Annotated in this window: 15 protein-coding genes; 7 read left to right on the forward strand and 8 right to left on the reverse strand. The window is 64.6% G+C overall.

The window, feature by feature from the left end:
* Positions 1 to 652 precede the first annotated feature (652 nt).
* Complete coding sequence (locus L1787_RS14550; protein ID WP_235709559.1) at positions 653 to 2095, reverse strand: serine/threonine-protein kinase; 1443 nt, start codon at positions 2093 to 2095, stop codon at positions 653 to 655.
* Positions 2096 to 2605: 510 nt separating this feature from the next.
* Here L1787_RS14550 and L1787_RS14555 point away from each other — a divergent pair.
* The 7 genes from L1787_RS14555 to L1787_RS14585 all read left to right on the forward strand — a co-directional run bounded on the left by L1787_RS14555 (position 2606) and on the right by L1787_RS14585 (position 7631).
* The gene (locus L1787_RS14555) at positions 2606 to 4102 is read left to right on the forward strand and encodes a glycoside hydrolase family 3 N-terminal domain-containing protein (protein WP_235709560.1); all 1497 of its coding nucleotides are present in this window, start codon (positions 2606 to 2608) and stop codon (positions 4100 to 4102) included.
* Positions 4103 to 4229: 127 nt separating this feature from the next.
* The gene (locus tag L1787_RS14560) at positions 4230 to 4559 is read left to right on the forward strand and encodes an AtpZ/AtpI family protein (protein WP_235709561.1); all 330 of its coding nucleotides are present in this window, start codon (positions 4230 to 4232) and stop codon (positions 4557 to 4559) included.
* A gap of 60 nt (positions 4560 to 4619) precedes the next feature.
* Positions 4620 to 5387, forward strand: a complete 768-nt coding sequence (locus tag L1787_RS14565; protein WP_235709562.1) for a F0F1 ATP synthase subunit A — start codon at positions 4620 to 4622, stop codon at positions 5385 to 5387.
* Positions 5388 to 5431: 44 nt separating this feature from the next.
* Positions 5432 to 5659 carry a F0F1 ATP synthase subunit C gene (locus tag L1787_RS14570; protein ID WP_108661482.1) on the forward strand — a complete coding sequence of 76 codons (228 nt, stop codon included), beginning with the start codon at positions 5432 to 5434 and terminating at the stop codon, positions 5657 to 5659.
* A gap of 21 nt (positions 5660 to 5680) precedes the next feature.
* Positions 5681 to 6295, forward strand: a complete 615-nt coding sequence (locus L1787_RS14575) for a F0F1 ATP synthase subunit B (protein ID WP_235709563.1) — start codon at positions 5681 to 5683, stop codon at positions 6293 to 6295.
* Positions 6288 to 6773, forward strand: a complete 486-nt coding sequence (gene atpF, locus L1787_RS14580) for a F0F1 ATP synthase subunit B (RefSeq protein ID WP_235709564.1) — start codon at positions 6288 to 6290, stop codon at positions 6771 to 6773. Before L1787_RS14575 ends, atpF begins: the two co-directional genes overlap by 8 nt.
* A gap of 348 nt (positions 6774 to 7121) precedes the next feature.
* A complete protein-coding gene (locus tag L1787_RS14585) occupies positions 7122 to 7631 on the forward strand; it encodes a YciE/YciF ferroxidase family protein (protein WP_235709565.1) in 510 nt (169 codons plus the stop codon).
* Between the two features lie 169 nt (positions 7632 to 7800).
* Here the strand turns inward: L1787_RS14585 and rplQ are convergent, their stop codons facing one another.
* The 7 genes from rplQ to L1787_RS14620 form a co-directional block, all read right to left on the reverse strand.
* Complete coding sequence (rplQ, locus tag L1787_RS14590) at positions 7801 to 8217, reverse strand: 50S ribosomal protein L17 (protein WP_235709566.1); 417 nt, start codon at positions 8215 to 8217, stop codon at positions 7801 to 7803.
* A gap of 114 nt (positions 8218 to 8331) precedes the next feature.
* Entirely contained in the window at positions 8332 to 9357 is a 1026-nt protein-coding gene (locus L1787_RS14595; protein WP_108661487.1) for a DNA-directed RNA polymerase subunit alpha, read from the reverse strand.
* Positions 9358 to 9419: 62 nt separating this feature from the next.
* The gene (rpsK, locus tag L1787_RS14600) at positions 9420 to 9809 is read right to left on the reverse strand and encodes a 30S ribosomal protein S11 (protein WP_075219881.1); all 390 of its coding nucleotides are present in this window, start codon (positions 9807 to 9809) and stop codon (positions 9420 to 9422) included.
* Between the two features lie 53 nt (positions 9810 to 9862).
* Entirely contained in the window at positions 9863 to 10231 is a 369-nt protein-coding gene (gene rpsM / locus L1787_RS14605; protein WP_235709567.1) for a 30S ribosomal protein S13, read from the reverse strand.
* Positions 10232 to 10459: 228 nt separating this feature from the next.
* Positions 10460 to 11062 (reverse strand): adenylate kinase, encoded by a 603-nt coding sequence (locus L1787_RS14610; protein ID WP_235709568.1) that lies wholly within the window; start codon positions 11060 to 11062, stop codon positions 10460 to 10462.
* Positions 11059 to 12390 carry a preprotein translocase subunit SecY gene (secY, locus tag L1787_RS14615; RefSeq protein WP_235709569.1) on the reverse strand — a complete coding sequence of 444 codons (1332 nt, stop codon included), beginning with the start codon at positions 12388 to 12390 and terminating at the stop codon, positions 11059 to 11061. Before secY ends, L1787_RS14610 begins: the two co-directional genes overlap by 4 nt.
* Positions 12391 to 12619: 229 nt before the next feature.
* A complete protein-coding gene (locus tag L1787_RS14620; protein WP_235709570.1) occupies positions 12620 to 13063 on the reverse strand; it encodes a DMT family transporter in 444 nt (147 codons plus the stop codon).
* Positions 13064 to 13141 lie beyond the last annotated feature (78 nt).

The raw sequence follows: 13141 nt of genomic DNA on the forward strand, positions 1-13141 counted from the left end.
TGGCATTGAGGCGCGATCGCCATCTCTTCGCAGTCGCACAAATATATTCGCATATGCAAAAAAGAAAAAAGGCGACCCGAAGGCCGCCTTTCTTATTTTTGCTGCGGGGCGGTTTGGCCTTATGGCCACTGCAACGCCCTCCTTGGGTGTTTCCTCGATCTCGGCACACACACGGTGCCTCTGCCGAACAAGACTGCTCGGGACAGAAACTTTTAATCTCAACTCTCTGAGCCGTTTCCGTTCGTCGGATACTGCTCAATACGTCCTTGTTCGTCAGTAGTTGTGTCGCGGTCCGAGACGATGGTCAAGTTATTATTGGGGCCGTTTCGCACCGCCGCACCCGCTTCCGCGCCCCGCCATGCCGGTTCGCGCGAATGCCCTCCCACGAGGCAGCGTCCCATTTAAAGGTGTCTGCATTGCAGAAACATCATAATTCGCGCACCGAGACCGCAGCATTTTCACAACAAAGGCCGCGGATGCCCGCAGCTTTTATCCAACTTCAATGAGCGAAAATGAAGCGGTCCACACGAGCGTAGGGCCGGCGCGAGGCCCATCGGAAATTGTGCTCAAATTTTTAGCAGCGGGCCGTGAGGGGGATTTCAGCGGTGGGAATCGGTCGCAATTGGCGAATCGTGCGGCAAGAGCGGGCCGCTCACTCTCCGGGCACCAGCTGATAACCGAGTTTGGCGAGAACGGCGTCGACCATGCCCTTCTGCACCGTCGAGCCGTGCACGGCCTCGATATTGTAGTAGGGCCGGTCATCGTGGCGCGTCACATAATTGGAGAGCGAGCAGTCATAATTCTGCCGGCTCACCCTCTCGTGGACGACGTTGAGGCCTGCACCGAGAAACATGTCGCGCTCGGCCTTGGCGCCCGCGTCCTCGTCCATCGCCCGCTCACCGACGATGAAGACGAGGTGGTCATAGTCGGCGAAGGGCCCGCTGTTCACCGGATACCCTTTCAACTTCGCGTCCCAGGCCTTCACGCTGAGATCGCCGCCACGGGAATTGTTGTGGAGCGTCAGGATGTGCTTCGCGCCCTCGAAGTGGCCCATCACGAACCCGGTATAGGCCGGCATCGCGCCGGCAAGGCCGCACGCGCGCGCCTCGTCCGGCGAGGCGGTGAAGGCGCGGTTGGGGTCGATCCCCTCATAGTCGCGCGTCTCGGGGCCGGCGACCGCGATGAACCGGCCGCCATAGCGGCGCACGGCATAGACGGCCGCGTCGAACGCCTCGCTCTCGTCGTCGTGCGGCAGATACCAGACGGGACCATCCGGGAATGCGGCATTGCGGATCGAGACGAAGGCCCAGTCGACGCCTTTCTCCTCTACCCTCATCTGCTCCACACAAAGAGGCGGATCGAGGTCCGCCTTGTTGCGCTGGATGTCGGCATCGCGAACGCTCGACGGGGCGAGGCATCCGTCGGGGCGGAGCGCGCGGGCCCGTTGCAGCAAGGTCGCGACGCGCTGATCGGCGCGCGGATGACGTTGCGGCGTGTTGCGGGGCAGATGCGCCCCGCTCGGAAGACGGCCGAACGTCTCCGGATCGGCCGCGCCGGGCGGCAGCGCGTCCCCGGCGACGGCGACGAGAAGGCCAGGCGCTGCACCGCCCGTCAGAGCGACGGCCGGCTGCGCGCCGCCCTCCACTTTATGCCCGCGCACACTCTCGGCGAGGGAGACGATTTCGTTCGCCTGCATCGGCGTGAAGGCGAGCGTGCGGCGGCGGACGGTGTCGGTGTGAACGGCGGGCTCGGCCATCGTCAGCGCATCGGAAAGGCGCACGAGAAGCGCGGCGGGAATCGGGCCGCTCGGCAAAGCGCCTCCCGAAAAGGTCGCGAGGCCGTCGCGAAAGGTGTCGCCCTCGAACGCATCGGCCGGGAGGAGGCGCAGACGCAAGAGTGCGACGCGCGCGTAACACTCCTTCGCCTCGTCCGATTCGGCGCCGGACCGGCGCAGCGCCGCGGCCAGGGTCGCATTGTCGGCGCTGCGCACCCGTTCGCATCGCGCCGGGTCGAATGCGAGGGCCGGCACCGTCGCCAAGCCGGTCACCGCCATGATCGCCACGATGAGCGAGCCAACGCCACGTGAGATCCGCATCGCCCCTCTCGCCTACGCTTTTGACGCGAGCGTGCGGGGTGCCGAAGGTCCGGTCAAGCCTTCGGAAGGCCCAACGGGCGGGTTTGCGCCTTGGAACGGCTGCGAAACCGCCTAAACTGTGCGCGAGCGCGAGCCCGGCGCGCACCAGCATCGCGCTCCATCGCGCGGACCGGCAAACGCCGACCCCACGAGGCGAATCTTCGCCGACGGACGCGCGATCGCGGCGCAAAGGCCACGCCGCGCGGGATCGGACCGCCCCGCGGCCGGGAGAATGACCGATTTTCCTTGCCCCGTGGCATCGGAACGCTAGAGCCTTTCTGACCTGACAGGCGGCCCGCGCCGAGACGAGGGATAAGCGGACATATCCGTCGACAACGCGATCGATGATGGCCGTGGCGCTGGTCGGGACGCCGTATCAACGATGGTCGTCCGCGAATGACGTGTGCGCACCGAGAACGGGACGAGCCAACGCCTCCGTACGGCCGCAAGCCCGATAAAACGACGAGACAGATGACGCTGACGCTCCGGACCGCCTTGACGAAAGCCTCAATCGCGAGCCTCGCCTTCGCGGTGATCGCGGATGCGTCGATCTCGATCGCAGGCCCGGCCGCGGCGGCTGCGTCGGCGGAGACGGCGACCACGGCCGCACCGGCTGCGGCGGCGGAGGAGAGCGGAGCCGCGACCGCGCTCGTCGGCCCCGATGGTGGGCACCGCGAGCCGATCCCCCATCCCCATCCGATGAGCCCCACCGCCCGTGCCGCGATCGCGACCGTCGGCCCTTATCAAGGGCCGCGCCCGCCGCGGCCTGGCGAACCGATCGGCCCGGACGGCGCCTCGCTGGAGACGATGATCGGCCAGATGCTGATGGTCGGCTTCACCGGCGACGATGTCGACGAGGCCGGCACCAATCTCATCGCCCGCCATATCGCCGCCGGGCGGCTCGGCGGTGTCCTCTTCTTCGGGCAGAACATCAGCGACGCCGATGCCGTCAAACGGATGACCGAGGCGTTTCGCGCCGCCTCGCCGGATCGTCCGGTCCTCCTCGCGGTCGATCAGGAGGGCGGCCGCGTCGAGCGGCTCACCAAGGCGGTCGGCTTTCAGGAGACGCCCTCGGCGCGCGCCATCGGCATGAACCGGCTCGACCGCGCGAGCATCGTCTATGAGCGCCTCGCCGAGAATCTCGCCGCCTGGGGGTTCAATCTCAACCTCGCGCCCGTCGTCGATCTCGCGGTGGAGCGCGACAACCCGGTGATCACCCGGCTCGGCCGCGCCTATTCCGACGATCCGGCCATCGTGACCGACTATGCCCGCGCCTTCATCGAGGCCCATCACGCGGCCGGCGTCCTCACCGCGCTCAAACACTTTCCGGGCCACGGCTCCTCCCGCGCCGACACGCATGAGGGGTTCGTCGACATTTCCGAGACCTGGGCGGAGGACGAACTCGTCCCCTATGAGAAGCTGATGGCCGAAGGCCTCGCCGACATGGTGCTCGTCAGCCACGTTCACCTCGACATGCCGCCGGACATTCCGCCGACGACCGCGACCTTCGCCGAGGTGCCGGACGAGACGCCGGCCCTCCAGGCCGCCGCGGTCGACGAGCGCATCGTCCGCGCCCCCACGCGGCCGGTCGCCAACGACCTCACCGATCCCCTCCACGAGGCGGAGAGCGCCCTTCCCCTCCCCGCGAGCCTCTCGCCGCAGATCATCGACGGGCTCCTGCGCGAAACGCTCGGCTATCAGGGGGTCGTGATCTCCGACGATCTCGAGATGGGCGCGATCGAGGCGCTCGGCGATCCGGTGGAGACGACGGCCCAGGCGATCCTCGCGGGCAACGACATTCTCGTCTTCGCCGGCGGCGCGGCGCCCGGTCAGGATCTCGTCGCGACGCTCCATCGCCGCATCCGCCAGGCGGCGAACGAGGATCCGCGGCTGTTGGCGCGAATCGTGGAGAGCTACAAGCGAATCGCAGACCTCAAGACTCGCCTCTCCGCCGAGCCGGAGAATTGACCCGCGCCGATCTTGCGGCGTTTCATCGCGTCTCGGACGCGCTCAAGAGCCGCCCCCCCTCCGCATCGCGATCGCCGCGCCCTAAATCCGCTATGCACTCCCCGATCAACGAACGCGGCCCAATCCGATGACAGGCGACCAATTTGACGCACGGCGCGAGAAGCTTCGAAATACGCTCGACGCGCATAAAGCCGCGGAAGACGCGGAGAACGCCCGCTATGCCCGCAGTTCTATGGTTGGCTATGCTGCGGCGTTCCGTCTCTCTACCGAGTTTATCAGCGCGATCGTCGTCGGCCTGGCCCTCGGCTATTTGGCCGATTGGGGGCTTGGAACCACGCCATGGTTCATGATCGTGTTCCTTCTTCTTGGCTTCGTAGCCGGCATCCTCAATGTTTTGCGTTCGGCGGGCTTGATTCAGTCGCCGCAAATCGGCAAGAGACCCCCCGACGACACCTGAACGGGTGTCGCGTCCCTGAATCTGCCCCTCGGGGCACAATTGCGAGCGACGGATCACAACGTGGCAACGGCAGAAGGCGGTGGGCTCGACCCCATCCACCAGTTCGAAGTTAAACCGCTGATCGACATCAACGTCGGTGGCGTGGACCTGTCGTTCACCAACGTGTCGTTGTTCATGCTGGTGGCGACCGCTCTGACGCTCGCTCTCATGCTGCTCCCGACCAACAAGCGCGCCCTCGTGCCCGGTCGCTGGCAGAATGTCGCCGAGCTCGCTTACGAGTTCTCCGGGAACATGCTGCGCTCCTCCGCCGGTGCGGGCGGTATGCGCTTCTTCCCGCTGGTGTTCTCGCTCTTCATGTTCATCCTCGTGGCGAACATGCTCGGGATGTTCCCCTATTTCTACACCATCACCAGCCAGCTCATCGTGACGTTCTCGCTGGCGATGATCGTGATGTTGACCGTCGTGATCGCAGGCCTGCGCATGCATGGCCTCTCCTTCTTCAAGGTCTTCGTCCCGTCGGGCGTGCCCGGCTACATCATTCCGCTGGTCTCCGCGATCGAGGTGATTTCGTTCCTCTCGCGGCCGATCAGCCTGTCCGTCCGTCTCTTCGCCAACATGCTCGCCGGCCACATCATGCTGAAGGTGTTCGCGGCGTTCGTGGTGTCGATGAGCGCATTCGGTGCGATCGGGGTTCTCGGTGCGATTTTGCCGCTCGGGATGACCTTGGCGATCACCGCGCTCGAGTTTCTCGTGGCCGCGCTTCAGGCCTATGTTTTCGCGGTGTTGACCTGTATCTACCTGAACGACGCCGTTCACCCACACCACTAATCTTCCCCAAGCGCATACTGAACGCGCAATCGAAGGAGCCCCCCATGGAAGCGGAAGCTGCCCGTTATCTTGGTGCCGGCCTGGCATGTTTCGGCCTCGCCGGGACTGCTCTCGGCCTCGGAAACATGTTCGCCCAGTATCTGTCGGGCGCTCTGCGCAACCCGTCGGCTGCTGACGGCCAGTTCGGCCGCCTGATCTTCGGCTTCGCGGTGACGGAAGCGCTCGGCATCTTCTCGCTGCTGATCGCCCTCTTGCTGCTCTTCGCCGTCTAAGACGCGAACCGAGAGCGCGTGATGTCGACACAATTGGCCCAGGCGGAAACGACCACACCGGCGCATGCCGAGGGCGTTTCCGTTCCCCTGCCCCATACCGATGCGCAGGTGAACACGCCGCTTCACGGCGGCGAAGAAAGCCTATTCCCGCCCTTCGACATCGACGCATTCCCGTCGCACATCTTCTGGCTGGCGATCGCGTTCGGCATCCTCTTTTATTTCGTCAACCGCTTGGTCGTACCCAAAGTCGGCGGGATCTTGGAGGACCGGCGCGATCGGATCGCGAGCGACCTCGGGGAGGCGAACCGCCTCTCACGGGAGACCGACGAGGTCATCGCGGCCTACGAGGCGGAACTCGCCACAGCCCGCCAGAAGGCGTACGGAATCGCGCAAGAACGGCGGGACGAGATCAAGGCCGAGCAGGCCCGCCAGCAGGCGGAGACCGAGGCGACCCTCAACGCCCGCATCGCGGACGCGGAGGCTGAAATCGTCGCCCGTCGCGACGCCGCCCTCGCCGACGTCAACCAGATCGCCACGGAGGCCACACGAGCGATCGTGGACCGCCTCACCGGCATCCAGGTGACCGAAGCAGACGTGGCGGAAGCCGTTCGCCAGTCGGAGGCCACCCGTGCTTAGCAGCGATACCTTTTGGGCCCTCGTCGGCCTGATCCTCTTCTTCGTCCTCATCATCGCCGTCGGGGCTCCCCGTAAGATCCTCGGCCTTCTCGATACGCGGTCCGATCGGATCCGGAACGAGCTCGATGAGGCGCGGAAGAATCGCGAGGAAGCGCAAGCCCTTCTCGCCGAGTATCAGCGTCGTCGTCGCGATGCCGAAGCCGAGGCCGAAACGATCGTCGAGGAGGCCCGCAAGGAAGCTCGTCGGCTGACCGAGGAAGCCAACGAGAAGCTTCGCGACATGGTGGAGCGTCGAACCAAGGCCGCGGAAAACAAGATCGCCCAGGCCGAGGCGCAGGCGATCACCGAGGTGCGTGGCCGCGCCGCCGATCTCGCGATCGCCGCTGCGACCAAGCTCCTCACCGAAAAGATCTCGGGCGACAAAGCGAACGAGATGGTCGATTCCTCGATCGAGACCGTTCGTCAGCGTCTCAACTGATCCGGGCGGCCGGGCCTCACGGCCCGTGCCCTCCTCCCATCGCCCCGGACAACGGGTCGATCAGCAGAAACGCCGTCGCCTTTTGAAGGTGAACCTTGAACCCGCCGCGATCCGTCGCCGGCGGGTTTTCCATGTCCGCACCGCGGCCATAAAAACTGCGGCGAGCGGCAAGTTTCCACAGGATCGCCGGCTACGCTGGATTTCTCCCCGGAACTTCGCCGCCAGCCCTCGCGTTGGTGAAGCCAGACGGCAAACGAACGGCGCTCCATACAACGCCGCCAGGAGCGGAGATCCCGCTTTCGGCGCACGCGCCGCCTCGCGCCGAAACGCCACAAAGGAGACCAGGCTATGGGTCTGTTCACCAAAGATATCCGCACGATGGATGATCTCTTCGTCCACACCCTTCAAGACATCTATTATGCGGAGCACCAGATCGAGAAGGCGCTCCCGAAGATGGTCGAGACCGCCAGCGACCCGGCGCTGAAGCACGCCTTCGAGCACCACTTGACCGAGACCCGTCATCAGATCGAGCGTCTCGAACAGGTCTTTACGAATATCGGCGCCAAGGCCAAGGGCGTCACCTGCGATGCGATCGACGGCATCATCAAGGAAGCCGACAGCGTCACCGGCGAAGTGAAGGACGCGCAAGTCCTCGATGCCGCCTTGGTCGCCGCTGCGCAGGCCGTGGAGCACTATGAGGTGAGCCGCTATGGCACCCTCGCCACCTGGGCCGAGCAGCTCGGTCAGACGAGCTCCGCCAAGCTGCTACGGGAAACGCTCGCCGAAGAGGAAGCCGCCGACGAGAAGCTCACCACTCTCGCCAAGGCCCACCTCAACCGCGTCGCGGCGTCCGCCTGATGCGCGGGCGCTGAGAGGGGCGAGCGCCTTGCTGACGGGTGCCGGACGCCACCGGCACCCCAGCCGATCGCGCCCACCCCAGCGCCGTGCGGCGCCCAAAGAAAAAAGGCTGTGCCGGGGATCCCCGGTACAGCCCTTTCTCGTTCCGAAACCGGTCGAGGCAGGCGGCTTACGCCTCCGCCTCCTCCGCCTCGAGGCGGGCACGGTCTTCGGCGCCACGGGCCTCCTCGTCGCGATCGACGAACTCGATGACCGCGAGGGCCGCGTTGTCGCCATAGCGGAAGCCCGCCTTCATGATGCGCGTGTAGCCACCATTGCGGCTCTCATAACGCGGACCGATAATCTCGAAGAGCTTCGCGACCATATCCTTGTCACGAATCTTCGAGATGGCCTGACGACGGGCATGGAGGTCGCCGCGCTTGGCGAGCGTCACGAGCCGCTCGACGAACGGGCGAAGTTCCTTCGCCTTCGGCAGCGTGGTCACGATCTGCTCGTGCTTGATCAGCGACGCGGACATGTTCGCGAACATCGCCAGCCGGTGGCTGGACGTGCGATTGAGCTTACGACCTGACTTTTTATGACGCATGGCGTCCTCCGTGTTGGGTGCTGCCGGGCGCTCCGGCGTTCGCGCGGGTGTGCCGATCCGGCGTCATGCCGGACGGGACAGGGGAAAAGCCCCGGCGGAACCGGGGCTTTGATCTCAGTAGTGGTGATCCTCGTAGCGCTTGGCGAGCTCTTCGATGTTGTCGGGCGGCCAGTTCGGCACTTCCATGCCGAGGTGGAGCCCCATCTGCGCCAGCACTTCCTTGATCTCGTTCAGCGACTTGCGGCCGAAGTTCGGCGTGCGGAGCATTTCCGCCTCGGACTTCTGGATGAGGTCGCCGATATAGACGATATTGTCGTTCTTCAGGCAGTTCGCGGAGCGGACCGAAAGCTCCAGCTCGTCCACCTTCTTAAGCAGCGCCGGGTTGAAGGCGAGCTCGGGAACGTCCTCGTGGACCTCGGGCTTCTGCGGCTCCTCGAAGTTCACGAAGATCGACAGCTGGTCCTGAAGGATCCGCGCGGCATACGCGACGGCGTCCTCGGGCGACAGCGAACCGTCGGTCTCGACCTGCATCGTCAGCTTGTCGTAGTCGAGAACCTGACCCTCACGGGTGTTCTCGACGCGATAAGAGACCTTCTTCACCGGCGAATAGAGGCTGTCGACCGGGATGAGGCCGATCGCCGCGTCTTCCGGACGGTTCCGGTCCGCCGGGACATAGCCCTTGCCGGTGTTGACGGAGAACTCCATGCGGATGTCCGCCCCTTCGTCGAGCGTGCACAGCACATGCTCGGGGTTCAGGATGGACACGTCGCCGACGGTCTGGATATCGCCCGCGGTCACGGCGCCCGGCCCCTGCTTGCGCAGGACCATACGCTTCGGACCCTCGCCCGACATGCGGACGGCGATTTCCTTCACGTTGAGAATGATGTCGGTCACGTCCTCACGGACACCGGACATCGACGAGAATTCGTGCAGCACGCCATCGATCTGGACCGACGTCACGGCGGCACCCTGAAGCGAGGACAGCAGCACGCGACGAAGCGCATTGCCGAGCGTCAGGCCGAAGCCACGCTCGAGCGGCTCGGCGACGACCGTGCCGATCCGCTTCGGATCGTAACCCGGCGTCACGTCGAGCTTGTTGGGGCGAATCAGCTCCTGCCAATTCTTTTGGTTTGTCGTCACGGATCAATGCCTCATTGTTGTCCCACGACCCGGATTGATCGCGGGCGGTCGCGACGAAAGCGTCAGACGCGGCGACGCTTGGGCGGGCGGCAGCCGTTGTGCGGGATCGGCGTCACGTCCCGAATCGAGGTGATGGTGAAGCCGGCGGCCTGAAGGGCACGCAGCGCCGATTCACGGCCCGAACCCGGACCCGTCACTTCGACCTCGAGGGTGCGCATGCCGTGCTCGGACGCCTTCTTGGCGGCGTCTTCGGCAGCGACCTGCGCGGCATAGGGGGTCGATTTCCGCGACCCCTTGAAGCCCATCGCCCCGGAGGACGACCACGAGATGGCATTGCCCTGCGCGTCGGTGATGGTGATCTTCGTATTATTGAAGGAGGCGTTCACGTGAGCGATGCCCGACGTGATGTTCTTACGCTCCCTGCGCCGAACGCGCGTGGCTTCCTTCGCCATTCAATTCCTCGTTTCAAGCGAGCCGCTGGGGGAGCCAGCGGGACCTCGTAAAATTACTTCTTCTTACCGGCGATCGGCTTAGCCGGGCCCTTGCGGGTGCGCGCATTGGTATGCGTGCGCTGACCGCGAACCGGCAGGCCGCGACGATGGCGCAGACCGCGATAGCAGCCGAGATCCATCAGCCGCTTGATGTTCATCGCCGTTTCACGGCGCAGATCACCTTCGACCATATAGTCGCGGTCGATGACCTCACGCACGTGCAGCACTTCGGCGTCAGACAGCTCGTTGACGCGGCGTTCGGGGGTGATGTTCACCTTGTCGACGATTTCTTTCGCCTTCGCCGGCCCGATGCCGTGAATGTACTGCAGCGCGATGACGACGCGCTTGTTGGTTGGAATATTGACGCCTGCGATACGAGCCACTTTGCCTCCACTGCCGGTCCCGCCGCCGGCCTAAATTCCATCAGGTCGCCCCGATTCGCGCCTGTGCTCCGAACGTGCAACGGGCTGGCTCCGCCGTTGGGCGACGGCGCGACCAGCCATGACGCTTTGGGGTTTGGTGCCCTGAACCAGATGCGCGAAAGCAGCAAGCTCCGCGACTCCTCCAGTTAGGGAGCCTGCCTAGCGTTGTGCAAGCCCCCCGTCAAGACTTTATCCGGCCGCTCCGACCGCTCCGTTGCGCACTTTACCGAGAATACCCTCGATCTGCGCAGAAACCGCATCGATCTCTTGCATACCGTCAACGGCTACCAGCTTCCCGGTATGCGCATAATGGTCGATCAGCGGGGCGGTTTGCGCGCGATAGACCGACATGCGGTGCTTCAACGCTTCCACCGTGTCGTCGTCGCGAACGGCCTCGCCCGATTCGCGCGCCCGATTCTCGACACGGGCCGCCAGCGCCTCTTCGTCCACCTTGAGCTCGACGACCGCGTCGAGCTCCAAGCCATGCGCCGCGAGCATCGTCTCGAGCGCCTCGGCCTGTGCCACCGTCCGCGGAAACCCGTCCAGAATGAAGCCGTTGCCACAGTCCGGCTCGGTGATCCGGTCCTCGACAATCCGCACCACGACGTCGTCGGGAACGAGATCACCGCGGGCCATGATGTCCTTCGCCTTGAGGCCGATCGGGGTCTCGGCCTTCACTGCCGCCCGCAGCATATCGCCGGTCGAAAGCTGCGGAATTCCGTCCCGCTCCATCAGCCGCTTGGCCTGGGTCCCCTTCCCCGCGCCCGGTGGGCCCAGCAGAATCAACCTCATCGACGCTTCCCTTTAAGTTTGGCCTTCTTCACGAGACCCTCGTACTGATGGGCCAAAAGGTGTCCCTGGACCTGAGCCACCGTGTCCATGGTCACGCTCACGACGATCAGCAGCGATGTGCCACCGAAGTAGAACGGAACCGCCGTCGCCGAGATCATGAACTCCGGCAAGAGGCAGATGATCACCAGATAGATGGCACCCACCACGGTGATTCGCGTCAGCACAAAGTCGATATATTGCGCGGTCCGCTCACCAGGCCGGATGCCGGGAATGTAGCCACCGTGCTTCTTCAGATTGTCCGCCGTGTCGGCCGGATTGAACACGATCGCCGTGTAGAAGAAGGCGAAGAATACGATCAAGCTGGCATAGACCAGCATGTAAAGCGGCTGCCCGTGGCCGAGCAGCGCCTGGACGGTGCCGAGGAACCCGGTGCCATCATTGGAGCCGAAGCTCGTCAGCGTCGCCGGCACGAGGAGCAGCGAGGACGCGAAGATCGGCGGAATCACGCCAGCCGTGTTGAGCTTCAGCGGCAGATGCGAGGAATCGCCCTGGAACATCCGGTTTCCGACCTGACGGCGCGGATACTGGATCAACAGCCGGCGCTGCGCACGCTCCACGAACACGATGAAGCCGATGACCACGACCGCCATGATCATCACACCGAGGATGATCGGTGTTGACAAAGCCCCCTGTCGCCCGAGCTCCAGCATCCCCGCGATCGCGGTCGGGAGACCGGCGATGATGCCAGCGAAGATGATCAACGAGATACCGTTGCCGACGCCGCGCGAGGTGATCTGCTCGCCGAGCCACATCAGGAACATCGTGCCGCCGACCAGCGTCACCACGGTGGTGAATCGGAAGAACAGGCCCGGATCGATGACGATGTCGCCCGCCGTCTCGAGCCCGATCGAGATGCCATAGGCCTGCACGGTCGCCAGAATCACGGTGCCGTACCGCGTGTACTGGTTGATGACCTTGCGGCCCTGCTCGCCCTCCTTCTTCAACTGCTCGAGCCGAGGCACGACCGTCGTCAGAAGCTGGATGATAATCGAGGCCGAAATGTACGGCATGATGCCGAGCGCAAAGATCGCCATACGGCCCACCGCGCCGCCGGCGAACACGTTGAACATCCCGAGGAGCCCGGACTGCGCTTGGTTGAACGCCGCCTCCAACGCCACCGGATCGATCCCCGGCAGCGGAATGTAGGTTCCGAGCCGGTAGACGATCAGCGCGCCAAGGGTGAACCAGATGCGCTTCTTGAGCTCATCGGCCTTGGCGAATGCCTTGAAGTTGAGATTGGCGGCAAGTTGTTCGGCGGCTGACGCCATGAGCGGCTCCGAGACTCAAAAAAATGTGTTGGCAGATCGCCATGTTCCGTAAAGGCGCCCGACGCGTCGCGAGACGACATCGGTCAAGGCCACGCTTCTACGCGAGTCGGTCACGATCTCCACGCACGATTGGATTGACCGCGGACGGATGCCCCACGGCCTCCCCCCATATCAACATGCTTTCGCACTTATCAAGCATCGCGTCGACCGACATCGTGTCCCAACCGCCTCAAAGCGGCTTGCGGGCGAGGAAGACGCCGAACGCCATCAGCGCGAGACCGAGCGTCCGCTTCAGGCCCAGCGGGACGTGCGGCGCACCGAACAGCGCGAAATGATCGATAAGGGCCGCCGACACGAGCTGACCGAGAAGCACGAAAAAGATCGCGTTCGCGACACCGAAACGCGGCGCGAGGAACGTGATCGACAAGACATAGAGCGCGACGAAGAAGCCGGCGGCATAGGAAATCGTCGGCGCCGGCCAGGCGATCCCCCCACTCGGTAGGCCCGACACGAGGAGCGCCGCGCAGATGCACAGAAAGGCGACGCCGATGAGGAGCACCGCCGCAAGGACCGGGCTCCCAATGCGGGCGCCGAGCCCGCCATTCATCGCCGCCATCACCGGAATGCCGACACCGGCCACGAGCGCCAGCGCCGCATAACCGAGCACGTTCATCGCTCACTCACTTCCCACGCGGGCCGGCCGCGGCCCCACGAGCCAGCGGCGCTCCGCATCCAGTCATTGTGAAAGAGC

The sequence above is a fragment of the Acuticoccus kalidii genome (genome assembly GCF_021556395.1).
GTDB classification, from domain to species: domain Bacteria; phylum Pseudomonadota; class Alphaproteobacteria; order Rhizobiales; family Amorphaceae; genus Acuticoccus; species Acuticoccus kalidii.

What these genes read in the sequence shown, in the direction of transcription:
- L1787_RS14550 (WP_235709559.1), bottom strand. Translation starts at nt 2,095, where the DNA reads ATGCGGATCTCACGTGGCGTTGGCTCGCTCATCGTGGCGATCATGGCG.
- L1787_RS14555 (WP_235709560.1), top strand. Translation starts at nt 2,606, where the DNA reads ATGACGCTGACGCTCCGGACCGCCTTGACGAAAGCCTCAATCGCGAGC.
- L1787_RS14560 (WP_235709561.1), top strand. Translation starts at nt 4,230, where the DNA reads ATGACAGGCGACCAATTTGACGCACGGCGCGAGAAGCTTCGAAATACG.
- L1787_RS14570 (WP_108661482.1), top strand. Translation starts at nt 5,432, where the DNA reads ATGGAAGCGGAAGCTGCCCGTTATCTTGGTGCCGGCCTGGCATGTTTC.
- L1787_RS14575 (WP_235709563.1), top strand. Translation starts at nt 5,681, where the DNA reads ATGTCGACACAATTGGCCCAGGCGGAAACGACCACACCGGCGCATGCC.
- L1787_RS14585 (WP_235709565.1), top strand. Translation starts at nt 7,122, where the DNA reads ATGGGTCTGTTCACCAAAGATATCCGCACGATGGATGATCTCTTCGTC.
- rplQ (WP_235709566.1), bottom strand. Translation starts at nt 8,217, where the DNA reads ATGCGTCATAAAAAGTCAGGTCGTAAGCTCAATCGCACGTCCAGCCAC.
- rpsK (WP_075219881.1), bottom strand. Translation starts at nt 9,809, where the DNA reads ATGGCGAAGGAAGCCACGCGCGTTCGGCGCAGGGAGCGTAAGAACATC.
- L1787_RS14610 (WP_235709568.1), bottom strand. Translation starts at nt 11,062, where the DNA reads ATGAGGTTGATTCTGCTGGGCCCACCGGGCGCGGGGAAGGGGACCCAG.
- secY (WP_235709569.1), bottom strand. Translation starts at nt 12,390, where the DNA reads ATGGCGTCAGCCGCCGAACAACTTGCCGCCAATCTCAACTTCAAGGCA.
- L1787_RS14620 (WP_235709570.1), bottom strand. Translation starts at nt 13,063, where the DNA reads ATGAACGTGCTCGGTTATGCGGCGCTGGCGCTCGTGGCCGGTGTCGGC.